This window comes from Cellulomonas sp. URHE0023 (assembly GCF_000688475.1).
Lineage (GTDB): Bacteria > Actinomycetota > Actinomycetes > Actinomycetales > Cellulomonadaceae > Cellulomonas.
Genome location: NZ_JIAN01000010.1, coordinates 66,435 through 88,783, shown reverse-complemented (window position 1 = coordinate 88,783; position 22,349 = coordinate 66,435). Strand labels below are relative to the sequence as shown.

The following is a 22,349-nucleotide window of genomic DNA, read 5'->3' as shown; positions in this document are numbered from 1 at the left end:
GGATTCGTGGGGTGTCGTCCGCACCTGTCCCCACGCTCGATCCCGCCGTCGCCGAACGCCTGCGCCACGACCCGAACGGGCTCGTGGCGGCGATCGTGCAGCAGCACGACACGCGCGAGGTCCTCATGCTCGGCTGGATGGACGACGAGGCCCTGCACCGGACGCTGACCAGCGGTCGCGTGGTGTTCTGGAGCCGGTCGCGGCAGGAGTACTGGCGCAAGGGCGACACCTCCGGCAACGCCCAGTACGTCAAGGCGGTCAGTCTCGACTGCGACGGCGACGCGCTTCTCGTCGAGGTCGACCAGGTCGGAGCCGCCTGCCACACCGGCAGCCGCACGTGCTTCGAGGCGGGCGGCCCCCTGCCCGCCCTGGTCGGCGCCCGCCCGACCGAGACCGGAGGATCGAGATGACCGCCCCCACAGCGCCCGTCCAGGCGCCTGCCCACGTCGCCGCGGCGGAGGTCCCGTGGGGCGGCACGTGGCCCTCCCTGGACACGTTTCGAGCGCTCGCAGCGGAACGCCGCGTCATCCCCGTGGTCCGTCGGCTGCTCGCCGACGACCTCACGCCCGTCGGCCTGTACCGCACCCTCGCGGCAGGTCGTCCCGGGACGTTCGTCCTGGAGTCGGCTGAGGCCGACGGGACCTGGGACCGCTACTCGTTCGTGGGCGTGCACTCCCGCGCGACGTTGACGGTCCGCGACGGAGCACCGGTCTGGATCGGCGACGTGCCGGTCGGCGTCCCGACCCACGGTGACGCGCTGGACGTGCTGGCGGGGACGCTCGACGCGCTGAGGACGCCCGCGATCGGCGGGCTGCCGCCCCTGACCAGCGGACTGGTGGGCGCGCTCGGCTGGGACATCGTCCGGCACTGGGAGCCGACGCTGCCCGCGAACGCGCCCGACGAGCTGGGCGTGCCCGAGCTGACGCTCCTGCTCGCCACCGACCTCGCGGTCATGGACCACCACGACGGCTCGGTCTGGCTGGTGGCCAACGCGATCAACTTCGACGACACCGACGAGCGGGTCGACGACGCGCACGCCGACGCCGTCGCGCGGCTCGACGCCATGCAGGACGCGCTCCTGCGCCCTGTGGAGCCGGGCCTGGCTGTGCTGGCCGACATCGAGGAACCGGCGCTGAGCTTCCGGTCCACTCGCGACGAGTTCGAGGACTCGGTCCGGACCGGCCAGGAGGCCATCCGGGACGGCGAGGTGTTCCAGGTCGTCCTGTCCCAGCGCCTCGACCTCGATTGCCCGGCGGACCCGCTGGACGTCTACCGGGTGCTGCGCACCATCAACCCGAGCCCGTACATGTACTACCTGCAGCTGCAGGACGCGGACGGCCGCGACTTCGCGGTCGTCGGTTCGAGCCCGGAGACGCTGGTCAAGGTCACGTCCGGACGCGTCGTGACGTTCCCCATCGCGGGGTCGCGACCCCGCGGCGCGACGCCGGAGGAGGACCTGCGCCTGCAGGACGAGGTGCTAGCGGACCCCAAGGAGCGCGCCGAGCACGTGATGCTCGTGGACCTGTCGCGCAACGACCTCGTCAAGGTGTGCGAACCGACCAGCGTCGAGGTGGTCGAGTTCATGGCGGTCAAGCGCTACTCGCACATCATGCACATCTGCTCGACCGTGGTCGGTCGGCTCCGGGAGGGCGCGACCGCGCTGCAGACGCTGATCGCCACGTTCCCTGCCGGCACGCTCTCGGGCGCCCCCAAGCCCCGCGCCATCGCGCTCATCGACCAGATCGAGCCGTCCCGGCGTGGGATCTACGGCGGGACGGTCGGCTACTTCGACTTCGCGGGCGACATGGACATGGCCATCGCCATCCGCACGGCCCTGATCCGGGAGGGCCGCGCAAGCGTCCAGGCCGGTGGCGGGATCGTCGCCGACTCGGTGCCGGCGCTGGAGTACGAGGAGTCCCGCAACAAGGCCGCAGCCGCGGTGCGCGCCGTGCAGGTCGCGTCCCGGCTGCGGCGCGCAGGCGCGTGAGCGATCCGGCTCGCGCACGGGCCGGTCGCGGCCGGGCCGCGGGCGTGCTGGTCGTCCTCGCCGGCCTGACCGCGTTGACGGCGGTGCCTGTGTGGTTCACGACGAGTGGCACGACCGCACTCGAGGGCACGGTCCAGATCGCGGTTCGCGGCACGGACGTCGCGCCGGCGATCCTCGCGGCGGCGGTGGCGATCCTGGCCGCGGGTGCGGCGACCGGGCTCGTCGGTCGTGCGGGGCGTTGGGTGGTCGCTCTGGTCGTCGCAGCGTGCGGGGGCCTCGTCGTCGCGACGGCGGCGTCCGCACTCGCCGACCCGGCAGCCGCCGTCGCATCCGAGGTCGCCACGCAGACCGGGGTCGGACACCTTGCCGGACCGGTCACCGCGACCCCCTGGCCGACGATCGCCCTGGTGGTGGGAGTGGTCGACCTCGTGGCCGCCGTCTGGCTCGTCGTGGCATCGCGTCGCTGGAACGTTCCGACCCGCCGGTACCAGGCGACGCCCGATCCCGCCGCACTCGCGACGGCCCCGGACGAACGGGCGGACTGGGACGCTCTGAGCCGCGGCGACGACCCGTCCTGAGCGTGACGTCCGACCTCGACCGACGGGGGCGTCCGGTCGGCTAGGGTGAGCCGCAGAACCGAGCACGGAAGGCAACAACCATGGCCGACAACACCCTCGCGCACCGCGCGCAGAACGTCACCGTCACCGAGAAGCTGAACCTGCCGCCCACCGCGGCACCGGCCAACCACGGCAAGACCGTCGCTGCGTGGTTCACCACCTACGCGGTCATCATCGCGTTCACGGTGGCGGGGCTCGGCGTCGCCTTCGCGCAGGTGTGGCTCTTCTGGACAGGCATCGGTCTCATCGCTCTGAGCCTGATCGTGGCACGGCTCCTGGTCTCGGCCGGGTACGGCCAGGGCGGGGCCAAGACTCGCGCCTCCCAGGCGAGCCACGGCGGCCACTGACCCACTCTCCCTCGCGAGGTGTGGAACCGTGTCGGTTCGCCGGCCGCCCCTACGATGAGGCGCACGACCAGTCATGGGACAGTGCCGGGCACCTCACGACGCCCGGCCGCCAGGCCATGACCTCGGATGCCGAGCAGCCGCGACCCAGGAGGTCAGATGTCGACGCCCGACGAACCGCAGGACCTTCACGGGGACGGTGAGCGGCAGGGACCGGCGGCCGAGTCAGAGGGTGAGCCGGCCGAGCCACAGCGTGAGCCGGTCGAGCCACAGGTCGAGCCGGTCGATCCACAGGGTGAGGCGGGCGAGCCACAGGAACCCGCGGCGCCGTCGGAACCGTCTGAGCCGCCGGCCTCACCTCCCGATCCCTATGGGCCGTCGTCAGTCGACCCAGGCGCTCCACAGCCCTCGCCGGCAAGTCCGTACGGTTCGCCTCCGGTCGATCCTGGTGCGCTGCAGTACCCGGCGCCTAGCCCGTACGGCTCACCGCAGTACGGCACGTCCGCTCCCTACGGCCAGCCGCAGTACGGCGAGGCCCCGCAGTACGGGCCGCCGCCGCCGTACGGCCAGTACGGGCAGCCTCCGCAGTACGGCGAGGTGCCCCAGTACGGGCAGCCGGCGCAGTACCCCGGCGGCTACGGCCCGCCGGCGTACCCGGTGCAGAACAAGAACGCCCTCGCGGTGTGGGGGCTCGTGACGGGCATCGTCGGTGTGATCCCGTGCTTCTGCAGCGTGTTCGCTCTGTCGATCGCCGCCGTCGTCCTTGGTGCGCTCGCTCGCAAGGCCGTCGCCCGCGGCGAGGCGACCAACGGGTCGATGGCGACGGCAGCACTCGTCCTGGGCATCATCGGTCTGGTGTTCGGGTTCGCCTACTGGAGCCTGTTCTCCGTCCGGGGGTTCAGCCGCGATTTCCAGTTCTAGCCGTGAGCTGTCGACGGTCGGCCGGGGTACACCCCGCGCGCCGCTGATCGTCGGCGCCGCCGTGGCGGTGGGCGCGCTCGCGGTCGTGCTCCACGATCCGCACGTGGCCGGGAGCTACGGGGTCTGCCCGTTGTATGCGGCGACGGGCCTGTGGTGCCCGCTGTGCGGCGGGCTGCGCGCCACGTACGACCTCGGTCATGGAGACGTCGCTGCGGCGTGGGGCATGAACCCGCTCTGGGTCGTCGCCGCACCGCTGCTCGTGCTCGGCTGGCTGCGCTGGCTCGTGGCGGGGGCCCGGGGACAGACGGTGCGTCGCCTCCCTGCAGGCCTGCCGTGGATCACGCTCGGCGTCCTCGTCGCGTTCGGCGTCCTGCGCAACCTGCCTGCACTGGCTCCGTATCTCGCGCCCTGACGGCGACGGCGGGCGGGGGCCGTCGGGCCCGTGGTGATCGTCACCGCCCGGCCCCGACGCGGTGGGCTGGGCGTTCGCTCCGGCGGCGTCGCAGGGGTGGCGTCCCACCCACCGGTTGTGGTCCAGGTCACCGGTTCTGCGCCTCTACGATGGATCCCGGTCCCGAGCCACGTCACGACGGTGTGCACGGGCCGTGCCGACAGGGGAGAGAGTGAGACTTCGATGACCGTGCTGGACGACATCATCGCCGGAGTCAGGCAGGACCTTGCCGTCCGCGAGGAGGCCACGCCGCTCGCGCTGGTCAAGGAGCAGGCGGACCGTCGCGAGTCCGCGCTCGACTGCCTGAACCGGCTGCGTGCCGAGGACGCCGTGCGGGTCATCGCCGAGGTCAAGCGCTCGAGCCCGAGCAAGGGCGCACTCGCTGCCATCAAGGACCCCGCCGCACTGGCCGCCGAGTACGAGAAGGGTGGCGCCGCCGTGATCTCGGTGCTCACCGAGGAGCGCCGTTTCCACGGGTCGCTGGCAGACCTGGACGCGGTGCGCGCCCGGGTCGACATCCCCGTCCTCCGCAAGGACTTCGTCGTCACGCCCTACCAGGTCTGGGAGGCGCGGGCGCACGGTGCGGACCTCGTGCTGCTCATCGTCGCCGCGCTCGAGCAGACCGTCCTCGAGTCGCTCGTGGAGCGGGTCCACTCGCTCGGCATGACGGCCCTGGTCGAGGTGCACGACGTCGAGGAGGTGGCGCGCGCGGCTGACGCCGGCGCGCGAGTGATCGGTGTGAACGCCCGCGACCTGCGCTCGCTCGAGGTGGACCGCACCACGTTCGCGCGCGTCGCCCCGGCCATCCCGGCGCACATCATCAAGATCGCCGAGTCGGGCGTCCGCGGTCCGCACGACGTCATGGACTACGCCCGCGCCGGCGCGGACGCGGTCCTCGTCGGCGAGGCCCTGGTCACCGACGACGCGCCCCGTGAGTCGGTCGCGGACCTCGTCGCCGCAGGGTCCCACCCGTCTCTGCGAGCAGTGCGCCAGTGAGCGGTCGGCCGTCGGTCGGGCCGTTGTCCGACAAGCTGCTCGAGGCCGTGGCAGGCGGCCCGCTGTCGACGCACGCGGGTCCGTACTTCGGTGAGTTCGGTGGCAGGTTCGTGCCGGAGGCCCTGATCGCGGCCCTGGACGAGCTGGACACCGAGTACCACAAGGCGTTGACCGACCCGGCGTTCGGTCGCGAGCTGGCCAGGCTGCACCGCACCTACACGGGACGTCCGAGCCCGCTGACCGAGGTGCCACGGTTCGCGCGGCACGTGGCGGACGGTGTGCGTGTCTTCCTCAAGCGCGAAGACCTGAACCACACGGGATCGCACAAGATCAACAACGTCCTCGGCCAGGCGCTCCTGGTCAAGCGCATGGGCAAGACGCGCGTGATCGCCGAGACGGGCGCGGGCCAGCACGGCGTCGCCACCGCGACCGCCGCCGCGTTGCTCGATCTCGAGTGCACGGTGTACATGGGCGAGGAGGACACGCGTCGCCAGGCGCTGAACGTGGCGCGCATGCGCCTGCTCGGCGCCGAGGTGATCCCGGTGACCATCGGCACGCGCACGCTCAAGGACGCGATCAACGAGGCGCTGCGCGACTGGGTGGCCAACGTCGAGACGACGCACTACCTGCTCGGCACCGTCACGGGACCGCACCCGTTCCCGGAGATGGTCCGTGACTTCCACAAGATCATCGGCGAGGAGGCCAAGGCGCAGCTCCTCGAGGAGATCGGCCGCCTGCCGGACGCCGTGGCGGCCTGCGTGGGCGGCGGCTCCAACGCGATGGGCATCTTCAACGCGTTCCTCGACGATCCCGACGTGCGGCTGTTCGGGTTCGAGGCGGGCGGCGAGGGCATCGCGTCGGGGCGGCACGCGGCGCGGTTCTCCGGCGGTGAGCTCGGGGTGCTGCACGGGGCGAAGTCGTACCTCCTGCAGGACGAGGACGGCCAGACGCTGCCCAGCCACTCGGTCTCCGCGGGTCTGGACTACCCGAGCGTCGGACCCGAGCACGCGTGGCTCCACGACATCGGCCGTGCCGAGTACCGCCCTGTCACCGATGTCGAGGCCATGGAAGCCTTCCGCATCCTGTGCCGGACGGAGGGCATCATCCCGGCGATCGAGTCGGCGCACGCCCTCGCGGGTGCCATGGCGCTGGGCCAGGAGCTCGCAGGCTGGACCGGCGACGACGGTCACGAGCCGGTGCTGCTCGTGAACCTCTCCGGACGTGGCGACAAGGACGTGGCCACGGCGGCGGCCTGGTTCGACCTGATCGAGGACGAGCCGGTCGTGCTCGCCGACGAGGGGGAGCAGCTGTGACCGCGGTCGGAGTCCGTTCGCAGGTCGCGGAGCACCTCGACGCCCTGGGCAGGTCGGCCCTGATCGGTTACCTGCCGGTCGGGTACCCGGACGTCGACGGCTCGATCGACGCCGTGCGCACGATGATCGACGCCGGCGCCGACGTCGTCGAGCTCGGCATGCCGTACACGGACCCCGTCATGGACGGCCCGCTGATCCAGAAGGCCGTCGATTCCGCCCTGACCGGCGGCGTCAAGGTTCGCGACACCCTCCGGGCGGTCGAGCAGGTCGCGGGACAGGGCGCGCCGATCCTCGTCATGACCTACTGGAACCTCGTCCTCCGCTACGGCGTCGACGCGTTCGCGCGCGACCTCGCTGCCGCGGGCGGCGCCGGTCTCATCACGCCGGACCTCGTTCCCGACGAGGCTGCCGACTGGGTCGCCGCGTCGGACGCGCACGGCCTGGACCGCGTCTTCCTGGTGGCCCCGAGCAGCACGCCCGAGCGGCTCGCGTCGACCAGCGCGGCCTCGCGCGGGTTCGTCTACGCGGCGTCGACCATGGGCGTGACGGGTGAGCGTGCGACCCTCGGAACCAGGGCGGAGCAGCTGGTCGCGGACACGCGCGCCGCAGGCGCAGGACGGGTGTGCGTGGGAGTCGGGGTGTCCCTGCCGGAGCAGGCGGCTCAGGTGGCGCGCTACGCCGACGGGGTCATCGTCGGCTCGGCGCTCGTGCGGACGCTGGTCGAGGCACCGGATGCCGCGGCCGGACGCGCGGAGCTCGCTCGAGTCACGTCCGCCCTCGCAGACGGTGTGAGGTCCGCTCGATGATCGTCGCCATCCCGAGTCCCTCGCAGGGCGTCTGGCACCTTGGCCCGTTCCCGCTGCGCGCGTACGCGTTCGCGATCCTGCTGGGCATCGCGGCCGCACTCTGGATGACGCGCCGGCGCTGGGTCGAGCGCGGCGGCGACGCCGACACGGTTCTGGAGGTCTCGTTCTGGGCGGTCCCGTTCGGGATCGTCGGCGGTCGGATCTACCACGTCATCACCTCTCCCCAGGCGTACTTCGGTGCAGGCGGACACCCGGTCCGGGCGCTGTACATCTGGGAGGGCGGGCTCGGCATCTGGGGTGCCGTCGCGTTCGGGGCGGTCGGTGCCTGGATCGGCTGCCGCCGCCAAGGGGTACGGCTCGCGCCGTACGCGGACGCGCTCGCTCCCGGCCTGCTGGTGGCTCAGGGGATCGGCCGGCTCGGCAACTGGTTCAACCAGGAGCTGTTCGGTGGCCCGACGTCCCTGCCGTGGGGCCTGCGCATCGATGACGCGCACCTGCCTGCGGGCGCGGTCTCCGGGACGTTGTTCCACCCGACGTTCCTCTACGAGATGCTCTGGAACTTCGCCGCAGCAGCCCTGCTGATCTGGATCGACCGCCGCTACCGCCTCGGTCACGGCCGGGTCTTCTGGCTCTACGTGGTGATGTACACGACGGGTCGCCTCTGGATCGAGCTTCTGCGCATCGACCCGGCCAACGAGATTCTCGGCCTTCGACTCAACGTCTGGACGTCGATCATCGTGGGCGTCGGAGCGCTGGTAGCGTTCGTTGTGGTCGGGCGCCGCCATCCCGGACGTGATACGACCCTCCTGCTGGCACCCCCGACCGCGCAGGACGACGAGAAGACAACGACCGACCCACCCGCAGACCCGCGGGAAGCCGGAAGCGCTTCTCAGCTCTGATGATGCGTGTGGTCCGCGGACCGCGCTGTATCGTCACCACGTCTGGGCCGACGGCGTCCCACGTTCCCCCCATGTTCGTGCTATTCCCCGACCCTCGGGGACCGTGAGGACGGTGCTGATGTCGACGTCGCCGGTGAGCCCTGGCGCGCACGCGCCATCGCCGCAAGGTCTGTACGACCCAGCCGCCGAGCACGATGCATGCGGCTTCGCATTCGTGGCCACCCTGCGTGGCACGCCCGGCCGCGACATCGTCGACGCGGGACTGACCGCGCTGCTCAACCTCGACCACCGCGGCGCCGTGGGCGCGGAGGAGGACAGCGGTGACGGCGCGGGCATCCTGACGCAGATCCCGGACGCCTTCCTGCGGGACGTCGTCGACGCCGAGCTGCCGCCCGCGGGCTACTACGCGATCGGCATGGCGTTCCTGCCTGTCGACGACGCCGAGCAGCGCTCCGCCGTCTCCGCGATCGAGTCCATCGCGGCCGAGGAGAAGCTCGACGTGCTCGCCTGGCGCGAGGTCGTCGTCACGGCTGACCTCGTCGGCCCCACCGCTCGCGCATCCATGCCGGTGTTCCGCCAGCTCGTCGTGGCGGACCCGTCGCGTGAGCTCTCCGGCGTCGACCTCGACCGACGCGCCTACCGCCTGCGCAAGCGCGCGGAGCGCGAGCACGGGCTCTACTTCGCGTCACTGTCCGCGCGGACCCTCGCGTACAAGGGGATGCTGACCACCGGCCAGCTCGAGCCGTTCTTCGCGGACCTGTCCGACCCGCGGTACGCCTCCGAGATCGCCCTGGTGCACTCGCGGTTCTCCACCAACACGTTCCCGTCGTGGCCGCTCGCGCAGCCGTTCCGGATGGTCGCGCACAACGGTGAGATCAACACGGTGCGCGGCAACCGCAACTGGATGGCGGCCCGCGAGGGCACGCTCGCCAGCGACGAGCTGGGCGACCTCGCGCCGCTCCTGCCGGTCTGTACTCCCGGCGGCTCCGACTCGGGCAGCTTCGACGAGGTGCTCGAGCTCCTGCACCTCTCGGGTCGGTCGCTCCCGCACGCCGTGATGATGATGATCCCTGAGGCGTGGGAGAACCACGCCCAGATGGACCCGGCACGCCGCGCGTTCTACGAGTACCACTCGACGCTCATGGAGCCGTGGGACGGTCCGGCCGCGATGACGTTCACCGACGGCACCCTCGTGGGGTCGGTGCAGGACCGCAACGGGTTGCGCCCGGGTCGGTACTGGGTCACCGAGGACGGTCTGGTCGTCTGCGCGTCGGAGGCCGGCGTCCTGGACATCGACCCTGCGACGATCGTCGCCAAGGGCCGTCTCGAGCCGGGTCGCATGTTCCTCGTCGACACCGGCAAGGGCCGGATCATCGACGACCAGGAGATCAAGGCCACCCTCGCGGCGCAGAAGCCGTACGCCGAGTGGGTCCGCGAGAACTCCGTCTACCTCGCCCAGCTTCCCGAGCGTGAGCACGTGGCGCACTCGGCGGCGTCGGTGCGTCGCCGCCAGCGCGCGTTCGGGTACACCGAGGAAGAGCTCAAGATCCTGCTCAGCCCGATGGCCGCAGCGGGTGCGGAGCCGTTGGGCGCCATGGGCTCCGACACGCCTGTCGCGGTCCTGTCGAGCCGTCCTCGGATGCTGTTCGACTACTTCACGCAGATGTTCGCGCAGGTCACCAACCCGCCGCTGGACGCGATCCGCGAGGAGCTGGTCACGGCGATCGGCGGCGCGATCGGCCCGGAGCCCAACCTGCTCGAGGACGGTCCGGGGCACGCCCGCAAGCTGATCCTGCCGTTCCCCGTGATCGACAACGACCAGCTGGCCAAGATCGTGCACGTGGCCAAGGAGCCGTCCCTCGGCTTCCGCTCCACGATCATCCGCGGGCTCTACAAGGTCAGCGGCGGGGGAGAGGCTCTCGAGGCGCGCCTCGAGGAGATCTTCGCCGAGGTCGACGCGGCGGTGGCCGACGGGGTCAGCTTCCTGGTGCTCTCGGACCGCAACTCGGACGCCGACCTGGCGCCGATCCCGTCGCTCCTGCTCCTGAGCGCGGTGCACCACCACACGCTGCGCCGGCACACCCGCACGATGATCTCGCTCGTCGTCGAGGCCGGTGACGTGCGCGAGGTGCACCACACCGCGCTGCTGATCGGCTACGGCGCGGCAGCCGTGAACCCGTACCTGGCGATGGAGACCGTCGAGGACCTCGCCCGCTCCGGGTACCTGCCCGGCGTCGGCCCGGAGAAGGCGGTCGCCAACCTCATCAAGGCGCTCGGCAAGGGTGTCCTGAAGGTCATGTCGAAGATGGGCATCTCCACCATCGCGTCGTACCGCGGCGCGCAGGTGTTCGAGGCCATCGGCCTGTCCCAGGCGCTGGTCGACCGGTACTTCACGGGAACGACGAGCCGCCTCGGTGGCATCGGCCTGGACGTCATCGCTGCCGAGGTGGCGGCCAGGCACGCCGACGCGTACCCGGCGAGCGGGAACCGCCAGGCACACCTGCGGCTCGCCGTCGGTGGGGAGTACCAGTGGCGCCGTGACGGTGAGGACCACCTGTTCGACCCGGAGACCGTGTTCCGCCTCCAGCACTCGACGCGCACGCGGCAGTTCGACATCTTCCAGCAGTACACGAGGCGGGTCGACGAGCAGTCCTCGCGGCTCATGACGCTGCGCGGCCTGCTGGAGTTCAACGACGGCGTGCGCACGCCGGTGCCGATCGACGAGGTCGAGCCGGTCAGCGAGATCGTCAAGCGGTTCAACACCGGTGCGATGTCCTACGGCTCCATCTCGGCGGAGGCGCACGAGACGCTTGCGGTGGCGATGAACAGCATCGGCGCCAAGTCGAACACGGGTGAGGGCGGCGAGGACGCGGACCGGCTCCACGACCCGGTGCGCCGTTCGGCGATCAAGCAGATCGCGTCCGGCCGGTTCGGCGTGACCAGCGAGTACCTGACCAACGCCGACGACATCCAGATCAAGCTCGCACAGGGCGCCAAGCCCGGTGAGGGCGGCCAGCTGCCGGGGCACAAGGTGTACCCGTGGGTCGCCAAGACGCGGCACTCGACGCCCGGCGTCGGGCTCATCTCCCCGCCCCCGCACCACGACATCTACTCGATCGAGGACCTGGCGCAGCTGATCCACGACGCCAAGAACGCGAACCCGCGGGCCCGCATCCACACCAAGCTCGTCAGCGAGTTCGGCGTGGGCACGATCGCGGCAGGTGTCGCCAAGGCGCACTCGGACGTGGTGCTCATCTCGGGGCACGACGGCGGCACGGGCGCGTCGCCCCTGACGTCGCTCAAGCACGCCGGCACGCCCTGGGAGATCGGCCTCGCCGAGACGCAGCAGACCCTCGTCCTGAACAACCTGCGCGACCGGGTGGTCGTCCAGGTCGACGGTCAGCTCAAGACCGGCCGTGACGTGGTGATCGGCGCGCTGCTCGGGGCCGAGGAGTTCGGCTTCGCCACCGCCCCGCTGGTCGTGTCGGGCTGCATCATGATGCGCGTCTGCCACCTCGACACCTGCCCCGTCGGCGTGGCCACCCAGAACCCCGAGCTCCGCGAGCGGTTCACGGGCAAGCCGGAGTTCGTCGTCACGTTCATGGAGTTCATCGCGCAGGAGGTTCGGGAGCTGCTCGCGCAGCTCGGCTTCCGCACGCTGCTCGAGGCTGTCGGCCACGTCGAGCTGCTGAACACGCGCGCCGCGATCGACCACTGGAAGGCCGAGGGCCTGGACCTCGCTCCCGTGCTCGCCGTCCCGGCGCCCGTCGCGGGCACCCAGCTGCACCAGACGAAGGTGCAGGACCACGGCCTGGAGCGTGCGCTCGACAACCGGATCATCTCGCTCGCGGCAGACGCCCTCGAGCGTCGTGAGCCGGTCCGGATCGACCTACCCGTGCGCAACGTCAACCGCACGGTCGGGACGATGCTCGGGCACGAGGTGACCAAGCGGTTCGGCGGTGCGGGACTGCCCGACGACACCATCGACGTCACGCTCACCGGTTCAGCGGGTCAGTCCTTGGGGGCGTTCCTGCCGCGTGGTGTCACGCTGCGGCTCTTCGGCGACGCGAACGACTACGTGGGCAAGGGCCTGTCCGGCGGTCGCATCGTGATCCGCCCCGACCGGAACGCGGTGCTCTCCTCCGAGCACAACGTGGTCGCAGGCAACGTCATCGGCTACGGCGCCACGACCGGGGAGATCTTCCTGCGTGGACTGGTCGGCGAGCGGTTCGGCGTCCGCAACTCGGGCGCGACGCTCGTCGTCGAGGGCGTCGGCGACCACGGCTGCGAGTACATGACCGGCGGCACGGTCCTCGTGCTCGGCCGGACGGGCCGCAACTTCGGCGCCGGCATGTCGGGCGGCACGGCCTACGTGCTCGACCTCGTGCCCGCACTCGTGAACGTCGACGCCGTGCGGACCAGTGAGCTCTCCCTGGACCCACTGGACGACGAGGACGCCACGGTCGTCGAGCGGCTCCTGCGCACACATCACGAGGAGACGGGCTCGCCGGTGGCGGCCGAGCTCCTCGAGGACATGCCGTCCACGCGGGCGCGGTTCACGCGCCTGCTCCCGACCGAGTACGCCCGCGTCCGTCGCGCGCTCGCGCAGGCCGAGGCGGACGGCCTCGACCCTGCCGCGCCCGGCGTGTGGGACACGATCCTGGAGGTGGCCCGTGGCTGACCCCCGCGGCTTCCTCAAGGTCCGTGACCGCGAGCTCCCGCCCAACCGGCCCGTCGAGGTGCGTCTGCGTGACTGGGCAGACGTGCACGAGCACCTGCAGGAGGGGCAGCCGTATCTCAAGGAGCAGGCCGGCCGCTGCATGGACTGCGGGATCCCGTTCTGCCACAACGGCTGCCCGCTCGGGAACCTGATCCCCGAGTGGAACGACCTGGTGTGGCGCGGGCAGTGGTCGGACGCGATCGACCGGCTGCACGCGACGAACAACTTCCCGGAGTTCACCGGTCGGATCTGCCCGGCACCGTGCGAGTCGAGCTGCGTGCTCGGCATCAACCAGCCCGCGGTGACGATCAAGAACATCGAGGTCTCGATCATCGACGAGGCCTACGCGCAGGGTCTGGTGACGCCGCAGGTCCCACAGCGGCTCACGGGTCACACCGTCGCGGTCGTGGGATCCGGTCCGGCGGGCCTGGCTGCCGCCCAGCAGCTGACGCGGGCTGGGCACACCGTCGCGGTGTACGAGCGGGACGACGCGATCGGCGGGCTCCTCCGGTACGGCGTGCCGGACTTCAAGCTGGAGAAGATCCACATCGACCGACGCCTCGAGCAGATGGAGGCCGAGGGCACGCGGTTCCGCCCGGGCGTCGAGGTGGGACGTGACGTGACGTGGCCGCAGCTGCAGGCGCGGTACGACGCGATCGTCATCGCGACCGGCGCGACCGTTCCGCGCGAGCTGACCGTGCCCGGCAAGGAGCTCAGCGGCGTGCACGTCGCGATGGACTACCTGCACCAGGCGAACGCGGTGGCGGCCGGCAAGCCGGTCGCCGACCAGATCACCGCGACCGGCAAGCACGTCATCATCATCGGCGGCGGCGACACCGGCTCGGACTGCCTCGGCACGGCCCTGCGCCAGGGTGCGGCGAGCGTGACGACGCTGGCCATCGGCAAGCGTCCTCCGCTGGACCGTCCCGAGCACCAGCCGTGGCCCACCGACCCGATCCTGTTCGAGGTGTCGTCGTCGCACGCCGAGGGCGGTGACCGCGACTACCTCGCGTCCACGGTCGAGTTCGTCGGGGACGAGAACGGTGCCGTGAACCGGCTCCGGCTCGCCACGACGGAATACCTCCCGGATGGTCGTCGGGTTCCCCAGGCGGGTACCGAGCGCGACATCCCGGCCGACCTGGTCCTGGTCGCCATGGGCTTCTCGGGCCCGGAGACGGCTCCGCTGACCGACCAGATCGGCATCGAGCTCAGCCCGCGAGGGCTTGTCACGCGGTCCGACGACTTCGCGACGTCGGTTCCCGGGGTGTTCGTCGCCGGCGATGCCGGCCGCGGGCAGTCGCTCATCGTCTGGGCGATCGCGGAAGGGCGCGCCGCGGCCGCCGCCGTCGACACCTATCTCTCGGGCAGCACGGAGCTGCCGTCGCCCGTCACCGCCTCCACAGTCGCGCTGCGGCCGTAGACCACCCGATCGACCGGCGTCGACAACCGTCTGACCCATGGGGTCGGACGGGACGTTCGGCCCGACCATCGAAAACCAGGAAGGCATAGGCTCGCCTCATGCGTAGAGCGAAGATTGTCTGCACCATCGGCCCCGCAACAGAATCAGCAGAGCAGATTCAGGCCCTCGTCGACGCCGGGATGGACGTGGCGCGACTCAACCGCAGCCACGGCGATACCGAGGTCCACCAGCGCGTCTATGACAACGTCCGTGCCGCGGCACAGGCCTCAGGACGTTCGGTCGCCGTCCTCGTCGACCTCCAGGGCCCCAAGATCCGCCTGGGGCGGTTCATCGACGACGAGAAGCACCACCTCGCGGTCGGCGACGTGTTCACCATCACGACCGACGACATCGAGGGCACCAAGCAGCGCGTCTCCACGACGCACAAGGGTCTGACCGGAGACGCCCGTGTCGGCGACCCGATCCTCATCGACGACGGCAAGGTGCTGGTTCGCGTCACCGCTGTCGAGGGCTCCGACGTCGTCACCCGCGTCGAGGTCCCCGGTCCCGTCTCGAACAACAAGGGTCTGAACCTGCCGGGCGTCGCGGTCTCCGTGCCCGCCATGAGCGACAAGGACGAGGACGACCTGCGCTGGGCCCTGCGTGTCGGGGCGGACATCATCGCCCTGTCGTTCGTGCGGTCCGCCGAGGACTACGCCGACGTGCGCCGGATCATGGAAGAGGAGAACCGGGTCGTCCCGGTGATCGCCAAGATCGAGAAGCCGCAGGCCGTCGAGAACCTGGCCGAGATCGTCGCCGCCTTCGACGGCATCATGGTCGCCCGCGGTGACCTGGGGGTGGAGCTGCCGCTCGAGCAGGTCCCGCTCGTCCAGAAGCGTGCGGTCGAGCTCGCACGTCGCAACGCCAAGCCGGTCATCGTCGCCACCCAGGTGCTCGAGTCCATGACGACCAGCCCGCGTCCGACGCGCGCCGAGACCTCGGACTGCGCCAACGCGGTGCTCGACGGTGCCGACGCCGTCATGCTCTCGGGCGAGACGTCGGTGGGCGACTACCCGATCGAGACCGTGCGCACGATGGCACGCATCATCGAGGCGACCGAGGAGATGGGTCGCGAGCGCATGGCGCCCCTGGGCTCCACGCCGCACACGCGCGGTGGGGCCATCACGCGCGCGGCCGCCGAGATCGGCGAGACGCTCGACGTGAAGTACCTCGTCACGTTCACCCAGTCCGGCGACTCCGCCAGGCGCATGTCGCGACTGCGTTCGGCGATCCCGCTGCTCGCGTTCACGCCGATCGACGGCGTCCGCAACACGTTGTCGCTCAGCTGGGGCGTCCAGACGTACCGTTCGCCGTCGGTCGAGAGCACCGACGAGATGGTGAACCAGGTCGACTCGACCCTGCGCGCCAACGGTCTCGCCGAGATCGGCGACTACGTCGTCGTCGTCGCGGGAGCTCCGGTCGGCGTCGTGGGCTCGACCAACTCGATCGTGGTGCACAAGATCGGTGACGACGAGCGAGCGAACGGCCGCGTCGCCTGAGCTAGACGCGTAGGACGAAGGGCCCGGGGGATCGCCTCCGGGCCCTTCGTCGTGCTTGCCGCGGTCGCTAGAGCTGCACCGGGAACGTGGCCAGGACGATCAGCGTGGTGAGCAGCAGCACTGCGGCGCAGCCCACCATCCACGCTCGGCGTCTCGGTGAGCTCAGCTTGAGGCCGATGCCGCAGAAGAACAGCACCGAGGCGCACAGGACGGTCGCGAGCACGTAGTTGCCCGCCCGCGCCGTCGCCTGTCGAGCCGTGGCGGCGGACGCCTCGGCGGCGCGCTCCAGGGCTGCCGACTTCTCCCGTGCTTCGAGCTTGTACTCCGGCATGACGAAAGGGCTGGACGGTGCCGAGGCGTTGGTGCCCGGGTCGGCGGCCAACCAGGCCTGCAGCGCAGGCTCGAACTCCGGACGGAACCGGCGGTACAGGAACGTCGAGTAGGTGCCGGGGTCCTCGACGTACGTGGTGGGGAGTCGTCCGCCGGTCTCGTCGGCCGTGGCCTGCAGCCAGTCGGTGAAGAGCAGGACGTCGATGATCTGCTGCTGTCCCGCGAGGGTCGAGGCCTTGGTGGACTCCGTGCGGTGGGCGCCCGCGGCACTGTAGGAGCGGGTCTGCACGGCGTTCCACTTGTTGGCCTGGAACGCCGACCAGGCGGTCATCACGGTGGCGACCGCGAGCATGATCGTCGCAGTGAGCTCCAGGTGTCGGTGCCAACGTGGCGAGGTGGCCACCGATGCGGGGACCTCGTCGGTCACCAGGTACCTCTCTCCGGCATCGGACGCACGCACGCCCGAGGACGTGGCGTCCCCGGGCGTGCCTGCGTGGGTCTTCTCAGGAGGAGAGAACCTTGTTCTTCTGCACCTCGAACTCGATGTCGCTCAGGACGCCGGCGTCGCGCAGCGCACCCAGCTGCGCGAGCTGGGCGAGCTTGGCGTCCATGTCCGGAGCCTCGGGTGCTGGCGCTGCGGGTGCGGCGTAGACGGGCGGCGGGGGCGGCGGCGGCGCGTACTGCGGCTCCGCGTACTGCGGGGCCGCCTGCTGCTGCGCCTGGTCGTTCCACCGACCTGCCTGGCGGCGGGACACCCGGTTGGACACGGCGGTGGCGGTTCCTGCGACAACGGCTGTGCGGGCGACCCCGCGGATCAGTCCTGGCATGTTCTGGCCTCTCTCTCAGGTTGCGGGTCGGTCACTCGAGGGTGTCGAGGGCGTCCAGGGACGCGAGAAGCGCCTGGACGGGGATGCGGCCGCTGGCGACGAGCTGGCCGCCGGTGCGGCGCAGCGCGGCAGCGAACGGCGCGGCCCAGACGTTCTCGTAGACGAGCACTCCCGCGGCGCTGCCCGGCTCGAGCGCCACACCGGCCTCGGTGATGTCGTCGTCACCGATCAGGCCGGACTGGACGCCCGAGAAGATCGTCAGGTCGAACCCGCCCCCGTCGAGCTGGTCCAGCGTCAGGGCGCCGACGTTGCCGTCCTCGTCCTTGGAGATGAACACGAGGTCGAGGATCCGGATCAGACCCTGGTCCACCAGGTCCAGGAGCAGGGGGAACGCTTCGCCGTTGAACTTGCTGCCGGGGAACTCCACGACCAGGTAGTCGATGGGGCCGGTCTCATCGAGGCTGGCCGAGCCGGCAAGTTCGTCGGTCATGGGGGCAGTCCTTTCGTCGCGCTCTCTGCCGGGCGCGCTCGTCGCCCGGGGTCGACCCACCGGTGCCAGGCGTGCCCGCAAGCCTCGCCCGGATCGGACGATGCCGACGTACCCGCCCGCCTCACCCGCCGTGGATGAGGTGGTGCGTCATTGCGACCTTAGCCGCAGTTCGGACGAATTGTGAGACTTCGTCCGGGTGGCACATTCATCCGTTCGGGAGCGGCCCTCCGGAGGTCAGCCGGCCGCCGATGACAGGGTCCGGCCTGGTAGGAGGCCTGCGTGGACGTCCTCCGGGGCGGGCATGTCGAACGGCAGGACACGGGCGTGTCCGATGGACGAGACGTCGTGCCGGGGACCTTGCACACGCCAGACTCGCTGCTACTTTCCGCGCCAAGGTCACGAGACCGGCGCGAGGGCCCTGGCTCGCCGGTCGGCAACCCCTCCGCACGGTGGGTGCCTCCAGGTGCAGACCTGGCCGGGCGGTTCTCGTCCGGCAAGCGCGATGCGGGGCGCCCGAGCGTCCCGGAGAGGTCGTCTCCATGTCCGACACTGCCCGTCTCCACCTCGCGATCGCCCTCGACGGCGCGGGCTGGCACCCCGCGGCCTGGCGCGAGCCGCACGCCCGACCGGGCGACCTGTTCACCGCCGGATACTGGGCCGACCTGGTCCACACCGCTCAGGAGGCGGTGGCCGACCTCGTCACGATCGAGGACACCTTCGCGTTGCAGTCATCCCGGTTCGAAGGCCCCGACGACCGCACCGACCAGGTCCGGGGCCGCCTCGATGCCGAGCTCGTCGCCGCGAGGCTCGCACCCGTCACCAGGGGCATCGGCCTGGTGCCGGTCGTGACGGTCACGCACACCGAGCCCTTCCACGTCTCGAAGGCGTTGGCGACGCTGGACCACACGAGTCACGGTCGGGCCGGCTGGCAGGTGCGCGTGTCCGCCGGAGCCTCCCAGGCGGACCTGTTCGGTCGTCGCGAGTTCCCGAGCTTCGCCCCGCCCATCGACCTCGACGACCCCGCCATCGCACCGCACGTCAGCGAGACGTTCGACGAGGCGGCCGACGTGGTGGAGGTGGTCCGCCGGCTCTGGGACAGCTGGGAGGACGATGCGGAGATCCGGGACGTGGGCACGGGCCGGTTCATCGACCGCGACAAGCTGCACCACGTCGAGTTCCAGGGTGCGCGGTTCTCCGTCCGAGGTCCGTCCATCACACCCCGACCGCCGCAGGGACAGCCTGTGGTCACCGTGCTGGCACACTCCCGGATCCCGTACGAGCTGGCCGCGCGTGCCGCGGACCTCGTCTTCGTGACACCGCACGACGACGAGGGTGCCGTGGCGACGCTGAGGGAGGTGCGCGACGCGGAGGAACGCGTCGGGCGCCCGGGGTTGCCGCTGCAGGTGTGGGCCGACCTCGTGGTCGTGCTCGACACGCCGCAGGAGGCTGGTGCCGATCGCAAGGCCCGGCTCGACGCGGCGACCGGTGAGCCGTGGTTCACGGACGCCGTGGTGGTGGCGGGCAGCGCGTCCGTCGTCGCGGACCAGATCGCTGCGTGGCACGAGCTCGGCTACGCGGGCGTGCGGCTGCGGCCCGCGACGCTGCCCGACGACCTGGCCCTGATCGCCCGGGACCTCGCCCCCGAGCTGCGGCGGCGTGGTCTGACACGCCCCGCCTACGACGCCGGCTCGTTGCGAGGCCTGATCGGCCTGCCGACCGACGTGCCCAACCGCTACGCGACAGCCCGCTGAGACGAGGACGACGACCATGACGACACGCAAGCAGATCATCCTCGGTGCCTACCTGGGCGGGGTGAACCACCACACGCTGTGGGGCCTGCCCGAGTCGGGCAGCCAGATCGAGTTCTCGAGCTTCGAGCACACGGCGAGGACCGCCGAACGCGGCAAGTTCGACTTCTTCTTCCTTGCCGAGGGGCTCGCACTGCGGGAGCGCGGCGGGCAGATCTTCGACCAGGACATCATCGGCCGGCCGGACACGTTCACGGTGCTCGCATCGCTCGCGGCGGTGACCGATCACCTCGGACTCGCCGGGACGATCAACGCGACCTTCAACGAGCCGTATGAGCTCGCCCGTCAGCTGGCGTCCCTGGACCATCTGTCAGGAGGACGTGCGGCCTGGAACATCGTGACGTCGTTCGATGCGTTCACGGGCCAGAACTTCCGCCGCGGCGGCTTCCTCGACCGGTCGGCGCGGTACGAGCGGGCGGCGGAGTCGCTGGCCCTGGTCCGCGAGCTGTGGGACTCGTGGGCCGACGACGAGATCGTGGCTGACAAGGCGACCGGGCAGTTCGTGCGCTCGGGCGACGTCGGGGCGTTCCGGCACGCCGGGCCCCAGTTCGACGTCCACGGACGGTTCACCGTCCCGCGGTCGCCGCAGGGGCAGCCGGTGATCCTGCAGGCCGGCGTCTCGCCTCAGGGCCGGGACTTTGCCGCTGCCAACTCGGACGCGATCTTCTCGCCGTTCACGCACCTGCCGGAGGCCAAGGCGTACTACGCCGACATCAAACGGCGGGCGGTCGCGTTCGGGCGCCGACCCCAGGACGTCAAGCTCCTGCCCAGCGGGTCGTTCGTGCTCGCAGACACCGAGGCCGAGGCGCAGGAGAAGGCGGTCTGGGTGCGGGAGCAGCAGGTCACCCCGCAGACCGCGCGCGTACTCCTCGAGCTGGTCTGGAACCGCGACCTGTCCGACTTCGACCCTGACGGCCCGCTGCCGTCGTTCGATCCGGACGTCGACGCACCGCCGTTCATCCAGGGCCGTGCCCGGCTCGAGTCCGACCTGCTGGTCTGGGCCGAGCGGCTGCGCGCGGTGGCGGCCGAGAAGCGCCTGTCCGCCCGTGAGGTCGTGATCGACCAGTACACGCGGGCCGAGTTCGTGGGGACGGCGCAGCAGGTGGCCGACCAGATCGACGACTTCGTGCAGGACGACGGGTCCGACGGGTTCATCGTCGGCTCGCACCTCGTCCCCACCGGGCTCGACGAGTTCGTCGACAAGGTCGTTCCGCTGCTTCAGGAGCGTGGTTCGCTCCGGGCGGACTACACCGGGACGACGCTGCGCGACAACCTCGGTCTGCCGGTGCCCGTCCGCGTGCGAGAGCCTGCACGAGTCTGAGACTCGGAGGTCCGGCATGCGGCACTATGGCCGCATGCCGGACGCCGACGCGCCACCAGCCCCCGGGGCGGTGCGTCACCTGTGGTGGCGGGTCCGGGACTACGCCAGCGTGCTGCGCTGGCAGGCGGGCAGCCCCCGTGGTTCGGACGACTACCTCGAGCCTGAGCAGCCGGTCGGCCCGCCCGTCGTGCTCGTGCCGGGCGTGTGGGAGCCCTGGCAGTTCCTGCGACCGGTCGCCGAGATGCTCTACGCGCACGGTGTGCGGGTGTACGCCGTGCCGACGCTCGGCTACAACCGACGACCCGTCCCCGACACCGCGCGGGTGCTCTCCGAGTTCCTCGAGGAGCACGACCTGCGCGACGTCGTGCTGGTCGCGCACAGCAAGGGCGGTCTCGTCGGGAAGCTCGCCATGCTGGAGCACGACCCGCAGGGCCGGATCTCCTCGATGGTGGCCGTCAACACGCCGTTCTCGGGTTCGGTCTACGCGCGCTGGATCCCGATGCGGTCCGTCCGGGCGTTCGTCCCGTCCGACGCCACGATCGTGGCCCTGGCCGCGGAGGTCGAGGTCAACCACCGGATCACGTCGGCGCACGCGTTCTGGGACCCGCACATCCCGGCCGGCAGCCACCTGGACGGTGCGCAGGACGTCGTGCTGCAGACCCCCGGGCACTTCAGACCCCTCGCAGACCCGCAGCTCCGGGCGCTCCTGCTGGAGCGGCTGACCGGCTGATCAGCCGCGCGGCAGCCGCAGCACCCGCGTCAAACCCGGCTGGTCGGGGTCGTCCACGATCTCCTTGTCGTCCAACCACGACGTGATCACGTGCGCGAGCTCGCCCGGGTGGCTGAAGTTGATCGCGTGGGCGGCGCCCTCGATGAGCACGACGGTGACGTGGTCGGGGGCGCTCGTGCCGACCTCCCGGACCCGGGGCGGGGCCGGCATGAGCGGGTCCTTGGAGCCGATGACCGCGAGCGAGGGCACCTGCACCCGCAGGAGCCGCTCGAGCGAGGGGAACCGCGTGAGCTCGGAGAGGAGGTTCAGCGTGTTGATCGGGCCGAACTTCAGGTAGTCCGGCACGGCGACGCGCGCCATCTGCGGACTCTCGCGGATGCCGTCCGTCGCGAGCTGCATCAGAGCGCGCCGCAGCGGCTGGTTGTGCTGGCCACCGGCGGGGGAGACGAGCACGAGCCGGTGCACGCGCTCGCGCGCCGCGTGCGCGACCTCGAGGCTGATGACCGATCCCAGAGAGTTCCCCACGAGGATGACCTTCTCGAACCCCAGGATGTCGAGGATCTCCAGCAGGGCGTGCGCGAGCGCAGGGATGCCCAGGGTGCGGTCCCAGCGCTCGCTCCGGCCGTAGCCCGGCAGGTCGGGCACCAGGTTGGCGCCCCTGTCGGTCAGCAGCCGGGCCGTCGGCATGAGGTACGAGCCGGAGATCCCGAACCCGTGGACGTGCACGATCGGGATGCCGCCCTCGACGTCGGGGCTACGTCGGTAGAAGACGTCGTGGCCGGCGAGTCTCAGATGTGCCTGGGTCCAGATCGCATCGCGGGTGGTCACGTG

20 protein-coding genes and 1 riboswitch are annotated in these 22,349 nt (G+C 71.1%); of the genes, 16 read left to right on the top strand and 4 right to left on the bottom strand.

The features are described from left to right. Positions 1-11: 11 nt before the first annotated feature. The 13 genes from hisI to pyk all read left to right on the top strand — a co-directional run bounded on the left by hisI (position 12) and on the right by pyk (position 16,012). On the top strand, positions 12-410 hold the full coding sequence (gene hisI, locus N553_RS0118755; RefSeq protein ID WP_034623447.1) for a phosphoribosyl-AMP cyclohydrolase: 399 nt from the start codon (positions 12-14) through the stop codon (positions 408-410). Continuing rightward, positions 407-1,987 carry an anthranilate synthase component I gene (locus N553_RS0118750; protein ID WP_028047800.1) on the top strand — a complete coding sequence of 527 codons (1,581 nt, stop codon included), beginning with the start codon at positions 407-409 and terminating at the stop codon, positions 1,985-1,987. The genes hisI and N553_RS0118750 overlap by 4 nt, the downstream gene beginning before the upstream one ends. After that, positions 1,984-2,565: a Trp biosynthesis-associated membrane protein gene (locus N553_RS23685; RefSeq protein ID WP_051640363.1), complete on the top strand. Its 582-nt coding sequence runs from the start codon at positions 1,984-1,986 to the stop codon at positions 2,563-2,565. Before N553_RS0118750 ends, N553_RS23685 begins: the two co-directional genes overlap by 4 nt. 80 nt (positions 2,566-2,645) lie before the next feature. Beyond that, positions 2,646-2,951 (top strand): HGxxPAAW family protein, encoded by a 306-nt coding sequence (locus tag N553_RS0118740; protein ID WP_028047799.1) that lies wholly within the window; start codon positions 2,646-2,648, stop codon positions 2,949-2,951. A 156-nt stretch (positions 2,952-3,107) separates the two neighbouring features. Beyond that, entirely contained in the window at positions 3,108-3,869 is a 762-nt protein-coding gene (locus tag N553_RS25875) for a DUF4190 domain-containing protein (RefSeq protein ID WP_156043909.1), read from the top strand. 103 nt (positions 3,870-3,972) lie between these two features. Beyond that, the gene (locus N553_RS0118730) at positions 3,973-4,281 is read left to right on the top strand and encodes a DUF2752 domain-containing protein (RefSeq protein ID WP_231505323.1); all 309 of its coding nucleotides are present in this window, start codon (positions 3,973-3,975) and stop codon (positions 4,279-4,281) included. A gap of 222 nt (positions 4,282-4,503) precedes the next feature. Further along, positions 4,504-5,316: an indole-3-glycerol phosphate synthase TrpC gene (gene trpC / locus N553_RS0118725; protein ID WP_028047797.1), complete on the top strand. Its 813-nt coding sequence runs from the start codon at positions 4,504-4,506 to the stop codon at positions 5,314-5,316. A 35-nt stretch (positions 5,317-5,351) separates the two neighbouring features. Further along, the gene (gene trpB, locus N553_RS0118720; RefSeq protein ID WP_369796728.1) at positions 5,352-6,629 is read left to right on the top strand and encodes a tryptophan synthase subunit beta; all 1,278 of its coding nucleotides are present in this window, start codon (positions 5,352-5,354) and stop codon (positions 6,627-6,629) included. Next, on the top strand, positions 6,626-7,435 hold the full coding sequence (gene trpA, locus N553_RS0118715; protein WP_028047795.1) for a tryptophan synthase subunit alpha: 810 nt from the start codon (positions 6,626-6,628) through the stop codon (positions 7,433-7,435). Before trpB ends, trpA begins: the two co-directional genes overlap by 4 nt. Further along, the gene (gene lgt, locus N553_RS23675) at positions 7,432-8,334 is read left to right on the top strand and encodes a prolipoprotein diacylglyceryl transferase (RefSeq protein WP_051640361.1); all 903 of its coding nucleotides are present in this window, start codon (positions 7,432-7,434) and stop codon (positions 8,332-8,334) included. The genes trpA and lgt overlap by 4 nt, the downstream gene beginning before the upstream one ends. A 118-nt stretch (positions 8,335-8,452) precedes the next feature. Continuing rightward, on the top strand, positions 8,453-13,015 hold the full coding sequence (gene gltB, locus N553_RS0118705) for a glutamate synthase large subunit (protein ID WP_034623445.1): 4,563 nt from the start codon (positions 8,453-8,455) through the stop codon (positions 13,013-13,015). Next, on the top strand, positions 13,008-14,474 hold the full coding sequence (locus tag N553_RS0118700) for a glutamate synthase subunit beta (protein ID WP_028047793.1): 1,467 nt from the start codon (positions 13,008-13,010) through the stop codon (positions 14,472-14,474). Before gltB ends, N553_RS0118700 begins: the two co-directional genes overlap by 8 nt. Positions 14,475-14,572: 98 nt before the next feature. Further along, positions 14,573-16,012, top strand: a complete 1,440-nt coding sequence (pyk, locus tag N553_RS0118695; RefSeq protein WP_028047792.1) for a pyruvate kinase — start codon at positions 14,573-14,575, stop codon at positions 16,010-16,012. 67 nt (positions 16,013-16,079) lie between these two features. Here pyk and N553_RS0118690 read toward each other — a convergent pair whose 3' ends face one another. The 3 genes from N553_RS0118690 to N553_RS0118680 all read right to left on the bottom strand — a co-directional run bounded on the left by N553_RS0118690 (position 16,080) and on the right by N553_RS0118680 (position 17,659). Next, complete coding sequence (locus N553_RS0118690) at positions 16,080-16,769, bottom strand: hypothetical protein (RefSeq protein ID WP_156043908.1); 690 nt, start codon at positions 16,767-16,769, stop codon at positions 16,080-16,082. 76 nt (positions 16,770-16,845) lie between these two features. Further along, entirely contained in the window at positions 16,846-17,169 is a 324-nt protein-coding gene (locus N553_RS0118685) for an SHOCT domain-containing protein (protein WP_028047790.1), read from the bottom strand. Positions 17,170-17,200: 31 nt separating this feature from the next. Then, complete coding sequence (locus N553_RS0118680; RefSeq protein ID WP_028047789.1) at positions 17,201-17,659, bottom strand: DUF6325 family protein; 459 nt, start codon at positions 17,657-17,659, stop codon at positions 17,201-17,203. Positions 17,660-18,053: 394 nt separating this feature from the next. Beyond that, a riboswitch (SAM riboswitch) is annotated at positions 18,054-18,165 on the top strand. Positions 18,166-18,198: 33 nt separating this feature from the next. Between N553_RS0118680 and N553_RS0118675 the strand changes: the two genes are divergently transcribed. The 3 genes from N553_RS0118675 to N553_RS23670 are packed head-to-tail and all read left to right on the top strand — an operon-like array spanning position 18,199 to position 21,518. Further along, complete coding sequence (locus tag N553_RS0118675) at positions 18,199-19,410, top strand: LLM class flavin-dependent oxidoreductase (RefSeq protein WP_028047788.1); 1,212 nt, start codon at positions 18,199-18,201, stop codon at positions 19,408-19,410. A 16-nt stretch (positions 19,411-19,426) separates the two neighbouring features. Then, entirely contained in the window at positions 19,427-20,788 is a 1,362-nt protein-coding gene (locus N553_RS0118670) for an NtaA/DmoA family FMN-dependent monooxygenase (protein ID WP_028047787.1), read from the top strand. 34 nt (positions 20,789-20,822) lie between these two features. Then, positions 20,823-21,518 carry an alpha/beta fold hydrolase gene (locus N553_RS23670; protein WP_034623442.1) on the top strand — a complete coding sequence of 232 codons (696 nt, stop codon included), beginning with the start codon at positions 20,823-20,825 and terminating at the stop codon, positions 21,516-21,518. Here N553_RS23670 and N553_RS0118660 read toward each other — a convergent pair whose 3' ends face one another. Beyond that, complete coding sequence (locus N553_RS0118660; protein WP_028047786.1) at positions 21,519-22,346, bottom strand: alpha/beta fold hydrolase; 828 nt, start codon at positions 22,344-22,346, stop codon at positions 21,519-21,521. Between the last annotated feature and the right edge of the window lie 3 nt (positions 22,347-22,349).